The 15266-nt window shown below is 50.6% G+C and carries 13 protein-coding genes; 8 read left to right on the top strand and 5 right to left on the bottom strand.

Annotated elements, in window-relative coordinates; translation table 11 throughout:
* Positions 1 to 43: 43 nt before the first annotated feature.
* Together yfcE and yfcD are read left to right on the top strand one after the other, a co-directional pair.
* Complete coding sequence (gene yfcE / locus OGX86_RS11745; protein ID WP_048215855.1) at positions 44 to 595, top strand: phosphodiesterase; 552 nt, start codon at positions 44 to 46, stop codon at positions 593 to 595.
* A gap of 56 nt (positions 596 to 651) precedes the next feature.
* A complete protein-coding gene (yfcD, locus tag OGX86_RS11740; RefSeq protein ID WP_003834775.1) occupies positions 652 to 1206 on the top strand; it encodes an NUDIX hydrolase YfcD in 555 nt (184 codons plus the stop codon).
* 56 nt (positions 1207 to 1262) lie between these two features.
* On the opposite strand, the gene yfcC is transcribed toward yfcD, so the two are convergent.
* The 3 genes from yfcC to ackA form a co-directional block, all read right to left on the bottom strand.
* Positions 1263 to 2783 (bottom strand): putative basic amino acid antiporter YfcC, encoded by a 1521-nt coding sequence (yfcC, locus tag OGX86_RS11735; protein WP_286640098.1) that lies wholly within the window; start codon positions 2781 to 2783, stop codon positions 1263 to 1265.
* Positions 2784 to 2982: 199 nt separating this feature from the next.
* Entirely contained in the window at positions 2983 to 5127 is a 2145-nt protein-coding gene (gene pta / locus OGX86_RS11730; protein WP_008785351.1) for a phosphate acetyltransferase, read from the bottom strand.
* Positions 5128 to 5202: 75 nt separating this feature from the next.
* Entirely contained in the window at positions 5203 to 6405 is a 1203-nt protein-coding gene (gene ackA, locus OGX86_RS11725; RefSeq protein ID WP_003834770.1) for an acetate kinase, read from the bottom strand.
* Between the two features lie 339 nt (positions 6406 to 6744).
* On the opposite strand from ackA, the gene yfbV reads away from it, so the two are divergent.
* The 4 genes from yfbV to OGX86_RS11705 all read left to right on the top strand — a co-directional run bounded on the left by yfbV (position 6745) and on the right by OGX86_RS11705 (position 10358).
* Positions 6745 to 7200, top strand: coding sequence for a terminus macrodomain insulation protein YfbV (gene yfbV, locus OGX86_RS11720; protein WP_003028087.1), 456 nt, complete (start codon positions 6745 to 6747; stop codon positions 7198 to 7200).
* An 83-nt stretch (positions 7201 to 7283) separates the two neighbouring features.
* On the top strand, positions 7284 to 7778 hold the full coding sequence (locus OGX86_RS11715) for a YfbU family protein (protein WP_003028086.1): 495 nt from the start codon (positions 7284 to 7286) through the stop codon (positions 7776 to 7778).
* Positions 7771 to 8448: a sugar phosphatase gene (locus tag OGX86_RS11710; RefSeq protein ID WP_008785348.1), complete on the top strand. Its 678-nt coding sequence runs from the start codon at positions 7771 to 7773 to the stop codon at positions 8446 to 8448. The genes OGX86_RS11715 and OGX86_RS11710 overlap by 8 nt, the downstream gene beginning before the upstream one ends.
* A 77-nt stretch (positions 8449 to 8525) precedes the next feature.
* Positions 8526 to 10358, top strand: a complete 1833-nt coding sequence (locus OGX86_RS11705; protein ID WP_048224738.1) for an SLC13 family permease — start codon at positions 8526 to 8528, stop codon at positions 10356 to 10358.
* 63 nt (positions 10359 to 10421) lie between these two features.
* Here the strand turns inward: OGX86_RS11705 and yfbR are convergent, their stop codons facing one another.
* On the bottom strand, positions 10422 to 11021 hold the full coding sequence (gene yfbR, locus OGX86_RS11700; RefSeq protein ID WP_003028083.1) for a 5'-deoxynucleotidase: 600 nt from the start codon (positions 11019 to 11021) through the stop codon (positions 10422 to 10424).
* Positions 11022 to 11104: 83 nt separating this feature from the next.
* Positions 11105 to 12322, bottom strand: a complete 1218-nt coding sequence (gene alaA / locus OGX86_RS11695; RefSeq protein WP_003028082.1) for an alanine transaminase AlaA — start codon at positions 12320 to 12322, stop codon at positions 11105 to 11107.
* A 927-nt stretch (positions 12323 to 13249) separates the two neighbouring features.
* Here alaA and lrhA point away from each other — a divergent pair.
* Both lrhA and nuoA read left to right on the top strand, forming a co-directional pair.
* Positions 13250 to 14188, top strand: a complete 939-nt coding sequence (lrhA, locus tag OGX86_RS11690) for a transcriptional regulator LrhA (RefSeq protein ID WP_003834760.1) — start codon at positions 13250 to 13252, stop codon at positions 14186 to 14188.
* Between the two features lie 626 nt (positions 14189 to 14814).
* The gene (gene nuoA / locus OGX86_RS11685) at positions 14815 to 15258 is read left to right on the top strand and encodes an NADH-quinone oxidoreductase subunit NuoA (RefSeq protein ID WP_003028077.1); all 444 of its coding nucleotides are present in this window, start codon (positions 14815 to 14817) and stop codon (positions 15256 to 15258) included.
* Positions 15259 to 15266: the final 8 nt, after the last annotated feature.

Here is a 15266-nt window from a genome sequence, read left to right as displayed (position 1 = left end):
AATCCAGTATCATTACAAGGTAATTTTCAGCGAGGAGTGAGTGATGAAACTGATGTTCGCATCGGACATTCATGGTTCGTTGCCAGCCACGGAACGCGTACTCGAGCGGTTTGCTGCAAGCGGCGCGCAATGGCTGGTGATATTGGGTGATGTTTTAAACCACGGGCCGCGTAATGCGCTTCCAGAAGGCTATGCACCTGCGCAGGTTGCTGAACGGCTGAATGAGCTGGCATCGCGAATTATTGCGGTGCGTGGTAATTGCGACAGCGAAGTGGATCAGATGCTCCTGCATTTTCCGATGACTGCGCCGTGGCAGCAAATTCTGACAGAAAACCAGCGACTCTTTTTGACGCACGGACATCTTTTTGGCCCGCAAAATTTGCCGGCGCTCAATGCGGGCGATGTTCTGGTTTATGGGCATACTCATCTGCCGGTTGCTGAGCGGCGCGAGGGTATCTATCATTTCAATCCCGGCTCGGTAAGCATCCCGAAAGGGGGCTTTGCGGCAAGTTACGGGATTCTGGATGATAATGTTCTCAGCGTAATGGCACTCAATGATCAAAGTGTTATTGCACAGGTCGAGATTAATCCGTAATTTACCCCACAAACATAAACGCGCCGTAAGAGCGCCAGAAAAAAGAAGGTTTCCTGATGGTGGAACAGCGTCGTTTGGCAAGTACTGAATGGGTGGATATTGTGAATGAAGACAATGAAGTCATTGCACAGTCCAGCCGGGAACAAATGCGGGCGCAACGCTTACGCCATCGTGCAACGTATATCGTTGTGCATGATGGTATGGGCAAAATTCTGGTTCAACGTCGCACTGAGACAAAAGATTTTTTGCCCGGCATGCTGGATGCCACCGCAGGCGGTGTGGTTCAGGCTGACGAGCAGATGCTGGAATCAGCGCGTCGTGAAGCAGAAGAGGAACTGGGGATTGCGGGCGTGCCGTTTGCCGAGCATGGTCAGTTTTACTTTGAAGACCAGAACTGTCGCGTATGGGGTGGGTTGTTTAGCTGCGTTTCCCACGGACCGTTTGCGCTTCAGGAAGATGAGGTCAGTGAAGTTTGCTGGTTGACGCCGGAAGAAATTACCGCGCGCTGCGACGAATTTACACCGGACTCCCTGAAAGCCCTGGCGCTGTGGATGACCCGCAACGCCAAGAATGAAGGGGCGAAAGCCGAAAAGCAGGAAGAAGCTGAGTAAACTCTGTTCATCCGGCCTACTGCGTCGAGAAATCGAGTAGGCCGGACGCACACTTTTTAATGGTAACCCATCATCTGCGCGCCAATCACCACCACGCTGGACATAATAAACAGCAGTCCCAACAGCGTAGCACCTACCTTCAGCCAGTTACGAAAATCCACTCGACAAACGCCTAACGTAGCCATCAGAGATGCTGACGTCGGATAGATAATATGACTGAATCCGTCGCCAAACTGGAAGGCCAGGACTGTGACCTGACGGTTTACGCCAACCAGATCGCCCAGCGGTGCCAGTAGCGGCATGGTTAACGCAGCCTGACCAGAGCCGGAAGTGACGAAGAAATTAAAAACTGCCTGGAACAACAGCATAAACCACGCCGCGATGGCGTTATCCAGCCCGCTGATGCCATTGGCAATGCTGTGCAGCAGAGTGTTTAACACGCTGGCTTCACCCGCCTCTCCATTACCGACCAGCAGTAAAATGCCTTTGGCAAAACCAACCAGCAGGGCAGGGGCAATCATCATTCGTGCACCCTCAGTGAATGAGGAGGCCATGATGTTGACCGTCATGCCGTTGAGCCGAAACACGACGCCGATAATGCCAATCACCAGACCCATCGTGAAGAACTGACTGGCGATCTCAGGAATAAACCACGCGTTGACGATAACGCCCCAGACAACCCAAATCATCACCGCGGTTAGCACCAGTAGCACTAACCAGTCGCCCAGCGTGAAGCGTCGTTCCACGACCTCGTCCTGCTGCTCGCGAAAGAAGCTGTCGGATTCATGTACCCGGGACAAAAGCGGATTCTTTTTGATACGCGCCGCATAGGCCAGCGTGAAGGTCAGCCCGATTAGTGTAGCGATCACCCAGACCACGATGCGTAGCCCGGAACCAGAGAGCACCGGTACCCCCGCAATACCTTGCGCGACCACCACGCAAAATGGGTTCATCCATGAGCTGGCGAAACCAATCTGAGTCGCGATATAGGTAACCAGCACGGTGGTGATACTGTCGTAACCTAGCCGTACCATCAAAGGCGCGATGATAATGGCAAAGGCAACAGCCTCTTCCCCCATGCCAAACACCGCACCGCCTAAGGAGAAGAGAATAAACATCACTGGGATAAACAGGACCTCGTTGCCCCGCGTATGGCGAATGAGCGCCAGGATGCCGTTATCAATGGTGCCGGTACGCATAACGATGCCGAATGCGCCGCCAATGACCAGCATAAACATAATGATGCCGACAGCAGTGCCGAATTTCGAGCCGGAGGTTAATCCTTCAAACGGGAAATTCATCAGGCCTGGGCGTTCATCTCCGGTGGTGAATAACTGCACCCGGTGATACTGCTCTTCACCTGCGTCGTTGGTCAGAATACGAAAGGAATGGGGGTCAACCACCTTACGGGTTTTGGTTTGTCCATCAACCTGATACTGAACTTCCTGGCTGTCGAACATCCCGACGGGAACAACCCATGTTGCCAGACTGGTTAAAATGGCGACGAAAAAAATAATCACCAGCGTGTCGGGCATCGCCCATTTTTTAGCTGGCTGTGATTCTGTTACTGCTGACATGAAAGACTATCCCTGTTGCAACGCAAAAGAGAGTAAGTATGCGAACAGAAGAATAGTTATTCATTGATACAGCGCATCCAGGCAAATGTTTCAGATTATGCCAAAGGGGAAAAAGACATAAAAAAACCGGAAATATCAGCTATTTCCGGTTTGATAAGCAGATGTGTTGCCGGATAAAAGATCCGGCACACTCGGCAGATTACTGCTGCTGCTGGGAAGACTGGATCGCGGTCAGTGCGATGGTGTAGACGATATCGTCTACCAGCGCGCCACGAGACAGGTCGTTCACCGGCTTGCGCATACCCTGCAGCATTGGCCCGATGGAGATCAGGTCGGCAGAACGCTGTACCGCTTTGTAAGTGGTGTTACCGGTGTTCAGATCCGGGAAGATGAACACGGTAGCGCGACCTGCAACCGGAGAGTTCGGCGCTTTGGATTTCGCTACGTCAGCCATAACGGCGGCGTCGTACTGCAGCGGACCGTCGATCATCAGGTCAGGACGTTTTTCCTGTGCCAGACGGGTTGCTTCGCGAACTTTCTCTACGTCACTACCTGCACCAGAAGTACCGGTGGAGTAGGAGAGCATCGCTACGCGCGGTTCGATACCGAAGGCAATTGCGGAATCAGCGGACTGAATCGCGATTTCTGCCAACTGCTCTGCAGTCGGATCCGGGTTGATCGCGCAGTCGCCGTAAACGTAAACCTGATCCGGCAGCAGCATGAAGAACACGGAAGACACCAGAGAGCTACCTGGTGCAGTTTTGATCAGCTGCAGCGGCGGACGGATGGTGTTCGCAGTGGTGTGTACTGCACCAGAAACCAGACCGTCAACATCGTCCTGTTCCAGCATCAGGGTACCGAGAACAACGTTGTCTTCCAGCTGTTCGCGGGCAACGGTTTCGGTCATACCTTTGTTTTTACGCAGTTCGACCAGGCGAGCAACGTAGCTTTCGCGAACCACATCTGGATCAACGATTTCTACGCCAGCGCCCAGTTCAACGCCCTGAGAGGCTGCAACGCGGGTGATCTCATCCGGGTTACCCAGCAGTACGCAGGTTGCGATACCACGTTCAGCACAGATGGCTGCCGCTTTAACGGTACGCGGTTCGTCACCTTCCGGCAGAACAACGCGTTTGCCCGCTTTGCGCGCCAGCTCGGTCAACTGATAACGGAACGCTGGCGGAGACAGACGACGGCTACGCTCAGAGGTTGCAGTCAGGGATTCAATCCAGTCAGCGTTGATGTAGTTAGCAACGTATTCCTGAACTTTCTCAATGCGCTCGTGATCGTCAACCGGAACTTCCAGGTTGAAGCTCTGCAGGCTCAGAGAGGTCTGCCAGGTGTTGGTGTTTACCATGAATACCGGCAGGCCGGTTTCAAATGCACGTTCGCACAGTTTAGTGATGCGCGCGTCCATTTCGTAGCCGCCAGTCAGCAGCAGGGCACCGATTTCCACGCCGTTCATGGCCGCCAGGCATGCTGCAACCAGCACGTCAGGACGATCTGCGGAAGTTACCAGCAGGGAGCCTGCGCGGAAGTGTTCCAGCATATGTGGAATGCTGCGTGCGCAGAACGTCACAGACTTCACGCGACGGGTGTTGATATCGCCTTCGTTAACGATGGTGGCGTTCAGGTGACGCGCCATATCGATTGCACGAGTAGCGATCAGATCGAAGCTCCATGGCACCGCGCCCAGAACCGGCAGCGGACTGGATTCTTGCAGTTTAGCCGGATCAACTTTGATCACTTTCGCTTTGGAAGAGTCGTCGAAAATCTCGGACAGATCCGGGCGAGTACGGCCCTGCTCATCAACCGGTGCGTTCAGTTTGTTAACGATTACGCCGGTGATGTTGGTGTTTTTCGCGCCGCCGAAGCTGCTGCGAGTCAGTTCAATACGCTCGTTCAGCTGTTCCGGGGTGTCGGTACCCTGAGACATAACGAAGACGATTTCCGCGTTCAGCGTTTTCGCGATTTCGTAGTTCAGAGACTGCGCGAACTGATGTTTACGGGTTGGGACCAGGCCTTCAACCAGTACGACTTCAGCGTCTTTGGTGTTCGCGTGGTAGTTCGCGATGATCTCTTCCATCAGCACATCTTTCTGATTGCTGGACAGTAAAGATTCAACGTGGCTCATCTTCAGCGGCTCAGCGGCTGGCAGAGAAGAGTTAGCACGGACGATGCTGGTAGTCTGGTCTGGCGCATCGCCACCGGCACGCGGTTGAGCGATCGGCTTAAAGACGCTCAGACGAACGCCTTTGCGTTCCATTGCGCGGATCACGCCAAGGCTGACGCTGGTCAGGCCGACGCTGGTTCCGGTAGGGATCAGCATAATAATACGGGACACGGTTTATCCTCTTTCGTTACCGCCAATTTAGACGGGTTACAAAACAGCACCGCCAGCTAGGCTGGCGGTGTGAAATCAGGCAGTCAGACGGCTCGCGTCTTGCGCGATAACCAGTTCTTCGTTGGTTGGGATAACCAGCGCAGGACGGGTACCTTCTTTGTTGATGAAACCAGATTTGCCGAAACGTGCGGCCAGGTTACGTTCGTGGTCAACTTCAAAGCCCAGAACGCCCAGTTTGCCCAGAGACAGTTCACGAACCATCGCTGCGTTTTCACCGATACCACCGGTGAAGACAACTGCATCCAGACGACCATCCATCAGCGCAGTGTAAGAACCGATGTATTTCGCCAGACGGTGGCAGTAAACGTCCATTGCACGTTTAGCGTCTTCTTTAGTAGCGTAGTTATCTTCAACATAACGGCAGTCGCTGGTGACTTCGGTCAGACCCAGCAGGCCGGACTCTTTGGTCAGCATTTTGTTGATCTGGTCAACGCTCATGCCCAGGGTATCGTGCAGGTGGAAGATGATCGCCGGGTCGATGTCACCGGAACGCGTACCCATCACCAGACCTTCCAGCGGGGTCAGACCCATGGAGGTATCAACACATTTACCGTTACGGATAGCAGATACAGAACCGCCATTGCCCAGGTGGCAAGTGATGATGTTCAGCTCTTCAACCGGTTTGTTCAGCACTTTTGCCGCTTCCTGTGTGACGAAGAAGTGGCTGGTACCGTGCGCGCCGTAACGACGAACGCCGTGTTCTTTGTACAGGCTGTACGGCAGAGCATAGAGGTAAGACTCTTCCGGCATAGTCTGATGGAACGCGGTGTCGAATACAGCCACGTTTTTGTCTTTCAGATTAGGGAAGGATTTCAGCGCTTCTGCGATACCGATCAGGTGAGCCGGGTTATGCAGCGGTGCGAAAGAGGCAGAATCTTTGATGCCCTGAATAACGGAATCATCGATAACCACGGAGCTGGTGTACTTCTCGCCGCCGTGTACGATACGGTGACCAATAGCGGTCAATTGCGCAGACAATTCTGGTTTTTGTGCCAGAATAGTGTTAACGATAAAGTTCAGCGCTTCACTGTGAGCGGCGCCTGCACCTAAAGCCGCTTCTTGTTTACCGCCGTCCATTTTCCACTTGATACGTGCTTCTGGGAGATGGAAACATTCGGCTAAACCAGAGAGGTATTCTTCACCGTTTACTGCATCGATGATGGCAAATTTCAGTGAGGAGCTACCGCAGTTCAGAACCAGTACTAACTTACTCGACATGGAAGTACCTATTTATGATACGTGGCTAAAAAAACGTCAGGGAGTCATAGAGCGTAGCGCATGATGACACCGACGTTTATGATTAACATCATGCGCCATAGTCTTTTTGGGCACGATGGAATAAATACCTTTGAGTCTATGTCATTTTGCGTATTTTTCAGGCAATGGCATAATGTATGCCAATTTGACGACTCAATGATTTTGGACTACAGGCCTTACAGGCCGGCACAGGATACCTGAATGTGGGTATCAAAGACAAAATGTTTTGAACGATGTCCCTTGTAGTTGTTGTTTTGCACAAATTTTTTAATTTTTATATGTGAAGTTGAGGTAACCGCCATGTCGACACCGGATAATCGCTCCGTCAATTTTTTTAGCTTGTTTCGCCGGGGGCAGCACTATGCAAAGACGTGGCCAATGGAAAAGCGCCTTGCGCCCGTGTTTGTTGAGAACCGCGTGATCCGCATGACGCGTTACGCGATTCGTTTTATGCCGCCTATCGCCGTCTTCACCTTATGTTGGCAAATTGCGTTAGGGGGGCAGTTGGGCCCGGCCGTGGCGACTGCTCTGTTTGCGCTTAGCCTGCCGATGCAGGGGATGTGGTGGCTGGGAAAACGTTCCGTAACGCCGCTGCCGCCTTCAATTCTCAATTGGTTCTACGAAGTTCGGGGTAAATTGCAAGAAGCTGGGCAGGCGCTCTCTCCGGTGGAAGGAAAGCCGGATTACCAGGCGTTGGCTGACACGCTTAAGCGCGCCTTCAAACAACTGGATAAAACTTTCCTTGATGATTTGTAATTGACCCCTGATTACGCATATAAAAGAAGGCACAAGATGCCTTCTTTTTTTTCATCGCAGTAGTAGTGATACAGGAGTCCCAAATGGAAATGACCAACGCTCAACGTCTGATTTTGTCGAATCAGTACAAAATGATGACTATGCTCGATCCAACTAACGCCGAGCGTTATCGTCGTTTGCAGACGATTATTGAACGCGGTTACGGCTTGCAGATGCGTGAGCTGGATCGTGAGTTTGGTGAACTGACGGAAGAAACCTGTCGTACGATTATCGATATTATGGAGATGTATCACGCATTACATGTGTCCTGGACTAATCTTAAGGATGCGCAGGCTATTGATGAGCGTCGCGTGACCTTCCTCGGTTTTGACGCCGCAACGGAAGCCCGTTTCCTCGGGTACGTTCGTTTTATGGTCAATGTGGAAGGTCGTTACACCCACTTTGATGCGGGTACGCATGGCTTCAACGCCCAGACCCCAATGTGGGAAAAATATCAGCGTATGCTGAATGTTTGGCACTCTTGCCCGCGTCAGTATCACCTGAGCGCGAATGAAATTAACCAAATCATTAATGCCTGAGGGGGCGAGCGTGCAGTGCAAAGGTTTTCTGTTTGATCTGGATGGAACGCTGGTCGATTCCTTACCCGCAGTAGAGCGTGCGTGGTGCAACTGGGCCGATCGCTTCGGCCTCGATCACGCCGAGGTACTCGGCTTTATTCATGGCAAGCAGGCCATTACCTCCCTGCGACACTTTATGGTGGGCAAGTCTGAGGCAGAGATCGCCGCGGAATTTACCCGTCTGGAGCAGATCGAAGCGACGGAAACCGCCGGGATCACCGCGCTGCCGGGGGCAGTTGATTTACTCAACCATCTCAATAAAGCGGGTATTCCATGGGCGATTGTGACCTCCGGCTCCATGCCGGTCGCACGGGCGCGCCATCGTGTTGCTGGGCTTCCTGCTCCAGAAGTGTTTGTCACCGCTGAGCGGGTAAAAAGAGGGAAGCCAGAGCCAGACGCGTATCTGTTAGGCGCTCAACTTCTGGGTCTGGCGCCGCAGGAATGTGCAGTGGTGGAAGATGCCCCCGCCGGGGTGCTCTCAGGACTGGCTGCTGGGTGTCATGTCATCGCGGTTAACGCGCCAGCGGATACGCCGCGTCTGGACGAGGTTGATTTTTCGCTGACCAGTCTGGAACATATTTCTGTGACCAAACAACCCAACGGAAATGTGGTCGTTATAAGAAATACCTGATCATGATTTAGCCCCAGATTGTTGGGGCTTTTTTATGGCAGAATCAGCCCATCCCTCTCATTTAACAAGGATATGTTGTGAACGGTGAATTGATATGGGTTCTCTCATTGCTGGCGATTGCCGTCGTCTTGTTTGCAACTGGCAGAGTGCGTATGGACGCGGTCGCTTTGCTGGTCATTATTGCCTTTGTTCTGAGCGGAACATTGAGCATCACAGAGGCTTTTTCCGGGTTCAGCGATCCTAACGTTATTTTGATAGCGGCTTTATTCATTATCGGCGACGGCCTGGTGCGTACCGGCGTGGCGACGGTAATGGGTGCCTGGCTGGTGAAGGTCGCTGGCAGCAGTGAAGTTAAAATGCTGGTGTTGCTGATGATAACCGTAGCCGGACTCGGTGCCTTCATGAGTTCGACCGGTGTGGTCGCCATCTTTATTCCGGTTGTCTTAAGCGTTTCCATGCGCATGCAAATCTCCCCCTCACGCCTGATGATGCCATTGAGCTTTGCCGGATTGATAAGCGGCATGATGACGCTGGTGGCAACGCCGCCGAACCTGGTCGTCAACAGTGAATTGTTACGTGAAGGACTTAACGGTTTTAGCTTTTTTAGCGTAACCCCACTGGGACTGGTGGTGTTGGTACTCGGCATAATTTATATGCTGGTGATGCGTTTTATGCTGAAAGGCGAAGACTCCGGGCAGCCGGGAGACGGCTGGAAGCGCCGGACCTTTCGCGATCTGATCAAAGAATATCGCCTGACAGGGCGTGCCCGTCGCCTGGCGATTCGCCCGGGTTCTCCCATGATTGGCCAACGTCTGGATGACCTGAAATTGCGTGAACGCTACGGGGCAAACGTGATTGGTGTTGAACGCTGGCGGCGTTTTCGCCGCGTGATTGTCGATGTTAACGGGGTTTCTGAGTTCCGTGCCCGTGACGTATTGCTGATCGATATGTCAGCGGCCGACGTTGACCTGCGTGAGTTTTGCAGCGAGCAACTGTTGGAGCCGATGGTGCTGCGTGGTGAATACTTCTCCGAGCAGGCGCTTGATGTGGGTATGGCCGAGATTTCATTGATTCCTGAATCGGAATTGATCGGCAAAACGGTACGGGAAATCGCTTTTCGTTCGCGTTACGGGCTTAATGTCGTCGGACTGAAGCGTGATGGTACGGCACTGGCCGGAGCGGTGGTTGATGAACCACTACTGATGGGCGATATCATTCTGGTGGTGGGCAACTGGAAACTCATCACTTTGTTGGGGCAAAAAGGGCGCGATTTCGTGGTGCTGAATATGCCCGTGGAAGTCAGTGAAGCTTCTCCGGCGCACAGCCAGGCGCCGCATGCGATTTTCTGTCTGGTGCTGATGGTCGCGTTAATGCTCACCGATGAAATCCCTAATACAGTTGCCGCGATTATCGCCTGTTTGCTGATGGGAAAATTCCGCTGCATCGATGCCGAAAGCGCCTACAAAGCCATTCACTGGCCAAGTATTATTTTGATTGTCGGAATGATGCCTTTTGCGCTGGCATTACAAAAAACGGGCGGCGTCGATCTGGTGGTTAAAGGGCTAATGGACGTTGGTGGAGGGTACGGCCCGTATATGATGCTGGGCTGTCTGTTCGTGCTGTGCGCGACCATTGGGTTATTTATCTCTAACACTGCGACGGCGGTACTGATGGCGCCGATTGCGCTGGCGGCAGCAAAGTCGATGGGCGTTTCGCCGTATCCTTTTGCAATGGTGATTGCGATGGCGGCTTCCGCAGCCTTTATGACGCCAGTTTCTTCACCGGTAAACACACTGGTACTCGGGCCGGGTAACTACAGCTTTAGCGATTTCGTAAAAATTGGCGTGCCGTTTACCATCATTGTGATGGTGGTGTGCGTGGTGATGATCCCGATGCTGTTTCCGTTTTGATTTTTATGTGCCGGATGGCGGCTAACGCCTCATCCGGCCTACAAAGGCAATGTCGCCGCAAACTTACAATGGAGAATCCTGACTGATTTCATCTAATGAGAGGTGAAAACTCGGGACGAATACGTCCATAAAGTAGTCCATCTCTTCGCTGCGTCGTGACTCCAGCGTTTTTTCCAGACGTGTTTTCGCCAGCAGAAATTCGTTGTTACCGGCAGAGAGTTCTTCCAGGCACTTCAGATACGCGCACAGGGCATCGGCCTGTTTAACAATCGACCTCTCTTCTTCACTTAAGGCATGTTCATCAATGAGCGGCGCAAAAATATCGCGCAGCTCATCGGGAACCATATCGACCAGTTTTTGTTGGGCAATTTTCTCTATCGCTTTATATTCTTGGGCAATCTGCGAGTTGAAATATTTCACTGGGGTAGGGAGATCGCCGGTTAACACCTCTGACGCATCGTGATACATCGCCAGCAGGGCAATACGCTCAGCATTAACCTGACCACCAAATTTACGGTTTTTAATTGCGGCCAGCGCATGGGCAACCATGGCAACCTGCAGACTGTGTTCGGACACGTTTTCGGTGCGCACGTTGCGCATCAGCGGCCAGCGGTTAATGAGTTTCAGACGGGAGAGGTGGGCAAAAAAGTGGCTCTGCTTCATAACGACCCTTACTCAGTGACTTCAGTAACGGTATTTTGCGCAGAGAGTGCTACCGGATGCAAACCCGGCAGCACTTTGCGTGGTTACAGCTGGCGATATCCTGACAGGAAACGCTCAAATTTACTCAGCGACATTTCGATATCGTCAATACGCGGTAGCGTGACGATGCGGAAATGATCCGGCCACGGCCAGTTGAATGCCGTCCCCTGGACCAGCAGTACTTTTTCCTGCAACAGGAAGTCGAGTACCATTTTCTGGTCGTCATGAATATTGAAGCGTTTAGCATCAATTTTCGGGAACATATACAGCGCACCGCGCGGTTTTACGCAAGAGACGCCGGGGATGTCATTAAGCAGTTCCCAGGCGCGGTTACGTTGCTCATACAGACGCCCGCCTGGCATGATGAATTCGCTGATGCTCTGATATCCACCCAGTGCGGTCTGAATGGCATGTTGTGCCGGAACGTTGGCACAAAGGCGCATAGAAGCCAGCATCTCAAGGCCTTCGATATACCCTTTGGCATGTTTCTTCGGTCCGTTCAATACCATCCAGCCCTGGCGGAAACCGGCAACACGATAGGTTTTTGACAGGCCGTTAAAGGTAATAGTCAGCAGGTCAGGGGCCATTGCCGCAATCGAGTGGTGCTCGGCGTCATCGTAAAGAATTTTGTCGTAAATCTCGTCCGCAAAGATGATGAGATTGTTTTGGCGGGCAATCTCAACAATCTCCATCAGCAGCTCTTTAGAATACACCGCGCCAGTAGGGTTGTTTGGGTTGATGATGACGATCCCACGGGTACGCGGCGTAATTTTGGCGCGGATATCATCCAGGTCCGGGAACCAGTCTGACGATTCGTCACACAGGTAGTGCACGGCATTACCACCAGAGAGCGAAACCGCCGCCGTCCACAGTGGATAATCAGGTGCAGGAACCAGCATTTCGTCCCCACTGTTTAGCAATGCCTGCATGGCCTGCACAATCAATTCAGATACGCCGTTACCGATATAGATATCTTCCACGGTTACGTCGCGCATCCCACGGGCCTGGTAATGCTGCATGATTGCTTTGCGGGCTGAATAAAGGCCTTTGGAATCGCAATATCCTTGCGCAGTTGGCAAATTGCGGATCACATCCACCAAAATTTCATCTGGCGCTTCAAACCCGAAAGGCGCAGGGTTGCCGATGTTCAGTTTCAGAACTTTGTTGCCTTCTTCTTCCAGGCGCTTTGCTTCCTTCAGAACCGGGCCGCGAATGTCATAACAGACGTTTTCTAATTTGCTGGATTTTTCAATGGGGGACATGAACGTTGACCTTTTTAGCTGTGAATGCCACTCCCTGCCGTGGAAGTCAGCCCAGCACAATGTACTCCCACGACGGTGAGTTTTGAAGGGTCTTTAGTAGAAGATTTTGGAAAGCAGGAGGATTATAATTCACTGTTAATAACTAAATAATGTGATTTTTGTAGAGTAATAATCTGGATTGTTGTGTTTTTTGTGGTTTATATTTTGCTTTGTTAGTGTGGGTGTGGTGATTTGTCTGGTCGAAAAAAGTTAGACCTGTAAAGAAAAAGGTAGCCGAGATCTCAGCTGAATGGCGTAATTCGAAAATACTGAGGTTTTGCCTGCGAAATCTGTTATCGGTCTGATCCCTGCGTGATGCGGTGTGAATCCATTGTTAAGCATAATTAATGAATTGAGAGATTCTTAATTAATTATTATTTATTATTTAAACGACATCAAATTGAGTGGGCCAATAATACGAAAACCGTTGCGCTGACATAACACCAATTTGCCCGGAATTATTCGCGATAACACTTATAAATATAGTGGTTTTAGGTTAAGATAACTCCTATGAAATGGTGTGTAGTACGAATTTTACGATAATTCAAATGTTTGTTGGTTGTTCCTAACATCCTGAAAAGTTAGTTTTTAATGTGTAAATTATTGTTCGTTAACTATTTTTTAAATTTACAAAATTTACATGTTTCCCATTAGTCAGAATCATCCAGCAGCTAAAAATACGGCTCTTTCTCGTTGCTATATTCCGATGAATATCACGGGTATTAAAATAGCTCAGAAAGAGAATTGTTTCGTTTGTTAAACCAAATACATCCTTATTTTCACTTGGTTACACTAAGCGAAACTGAAGGGAGGCACATTACAAATGGAGTTGTTTGATTCTGAATGCACAGCATTAACCCGGTATGACCCGCGAGTAAGTGAAAAACTATGATAAATGCAAATCGTCCGATAATTAACCTCGACCTCGATCTGCTGAGAACCTTTGTTGCTGTTGCCGACCTGAATACCTTTGCGGCTGCGGCAGCTGCGGTATGTCGAACTCAGTCTGCGGTAAGTCAGCAAATGCAGCGTCTTGAACAACTTGTGGGGAAAGAGTTGTTCGCGCGCCATGGACGCAACAAACTGCTGACCGAACATGGTATCCAGCTGTTGGGTTACGCCAGGAAAATACTGCGATTTAATGATGAGGCATGCTCATCATTGATGTTTAACAATCTTCAGGGGGTGTTAACTATCGGTGCTTCTGATGAATCCGCCGATACCATACTCCCTTTTCTGCTTAACCGTATAAGTTCGGTTTATCCGAAACTTGCACTGGATGTCAGAGTGAAACGCAACGCCTACATGGTGGAGATGCTTAAGTCGCAAGAAGTGGATTTAGTGGTCACCACTAACCGACCTGGCGATTTTGAGTGCCTGAATTTGCGGACTTCACCGACGCACTGGTATTGCGCAGCCGAATATATCCTGCAAAAAGGGGAACCGGTGCCGTTAGTTCTGCTGGACGATCCCAGCCCGTTTCGCGATATCGTGCTGGCGACGTTGAATGCCGCACAGATCCCGTGGCGTCTGGCTTATGTCGCTTCAACATTGCCTGCGGTCCGCGCGGCGGTAAAAGCAGGGCTGGGCGTTACTGCCCGTCCTGTCGAAATGATGAGCCCGGATTTACGCGTACTGGGTGCGGCAGACGGATTACCACCTCTGCCTGATACCGAGTATCTGCTGTGCAGCGATCCGGCCACGCAAAATGAATTAGCTCAGGTTATCTTTAAGTCGATGCAGACATATCAAAATCCTTGGCAATACAATCAGTTTACCCCTGAAGGGGGAGATGACTCGCTGATTGTTGAAGGCGACTTTGAGTAAAGCGTCACAAAAAAACGTTTTAAAATGTAAGTGTAAAAAAGAGCCACTGATGATGAAAAAACATCCAGCGGCTCTTTTTTTATGCAAATATTACTGCTTTCTGTTCATTCATATACTAAAACTTAACAAAATCAGCAGGTAAAAAAACAGACTGACAATAGGATGAAAAATAATCAGCTGAGTTGCTAAATGTTTCCATGTTAAAAAACTAGAGAAATTGTTGCTGTTTTTTATGGTGAATTAACAAAAGCGTGTCACAGATCAAGAAAATACTCCCATTTAGGGGGAGGCATCTGGGTGAATTCCTGTCAAAATAGACGTGTATTATCTTTTTTACTTCACTACGGACACGATTCAACAACATTAAAAATGACCGATGATGCAATCGAAGTGGGTCTAAAGAGCACTTTATGTTAATGAAGTTGGAACAGTGTAAAATAATGTGAGGAAACTTTTGTTAAAGTTGACAAAAGGTTATAGAAAGGAGTAAAAAACCCCATCAATTAGCTGTATAAAATGATTTTTCACAGTGATTGTAAGGTTTTTTTATTCCTCCCCATGAATCGATGTGGCGTTCATCTGCCGAAAAGAGCAGAGAATTTGGCGCTACTTTTGATGAGTAAGCAATGAGTATGTCAACATCCACTGAAATCATCGCTCATCACTGGGCATTCGCTATCTTTCTTATCGTTGCCATTGGCCTGTGCTGCCTGATGCTCGTCGGCGGCTGGTTTTTAGGGGGTCGCGCACGCGCGAGATCTAAAAACGTGCCGTTTGAATCAGGTATCGACTCGGTCGGCACCGCCCGCCTGCGCCTGTCTGCCAAGTTTTATCTGGTAGCCATGTTCTTCGTTATCTTCGACGTTGAAGCGCTGTATCTGTTCGCATGGTCAACTTCTATCCGTGAAAGCGGTTGGATTGGCTTTGTGGAAGCTGCAATTTTTATTTTTGTGTTACTGGCAGGTCTGGTTTATCTGGTGCGTATTGGCGCGCTGGACTGGACGCCCGCGCGTTCACGCCGCGAGCGTATGAACCCGGAAACGAACAGTATCGCTAATCGTCAACGCTAACCGCGAGG

It is taken from the genome of Citrobacter sp. Cpo040 (assembly GCF_030332915.1).
Classification (GTDB): domain Bacteria; phylum Pseudomonadota; class Gammaproteobacteria; order Enterobacterales; family Enterobacteriaceae; genus Citrobacter; species Citrobacter portucalensis.
The sequence above is the reverse complement of the archived record's forward strand: the minus strand, read 5'-3'. Positions and strand labels throughout refer to the sequence as shown.

Bases quoted from the DNA above. Each gene is read 5' to 3' on its own strand.
- yfcE (WP_048215855.1), top strand. From the start codon at position 44: ATGAAACTGATGTTCGCATCGGACATTCATGGTTCGTTGCCAGCCACG.
- yfcD (WP_003834775.1), top strand. From the start codon at position 652: ATGGTGGAACAGCGTCGTTTGGCAAGTACTGAATGGGTGGATATTGTG.
- yfcC (WP_286640098.1), bottom strand. From the start codon at position 2,783: ATGTCAGCAGTAACAGAATCACAGCCAGCTAAAAAATGGGCGATGCCC.
- ackA (WP_003834770.1), bottom strand. From the start codon at position 6,405: ATGTCGAGTAAGTTAGTACTGGTTCTGAACTGCGGTAGCTCCTCACTG.
- yfbV (WP_003028087.1), top strand. From the start codon at position 6,745: ATGTCGACACCGGATAATCGCTCCGTCAATTTTTTTAGCTTGTTTCGC.
- OGX86_RS11715 (WP_003028086.1), top strand. From the start codon at position 7,284: ATGGAAATGACCAACGCTCAACGTCTGATTTTGTCGAATCAGTACAAA.
- OGX86_RS11710 (WP_008785348.1), top strand. From the start codon at position 7,771: ATGCCTGAGGGGGCGAGCGTGCAGTGCAAAGGTTTTCTGTTTGATCTG.
- yfbR (WP_003028083.1), bottom strand. From the start codon at position 11,021: ATGAAGCAGAGCCACTTTTTTGCCCACCTCTCCCGTCTGAAACTCATT.
- alaA (WP_003028082.1), bottom strand. From the start codon at position 12,322: ATGTCCCCCATTGAAAAATCCAGCAAATTAGAAAACGTCTGTTATGAC.
- lrhA (WP_003834760.1), top strand. From the start codon at position 13,250: ATGATAAATGCAAATCGTCCGATAATTAACCTCGACCTCGATCTGCTG.
- nuoA (WP_003028077.1), top strand. From the start codon at position 14,815: ATGAGTATGTCAACATCCACTGAAATCATCGCTCATCACTGGGCATTC.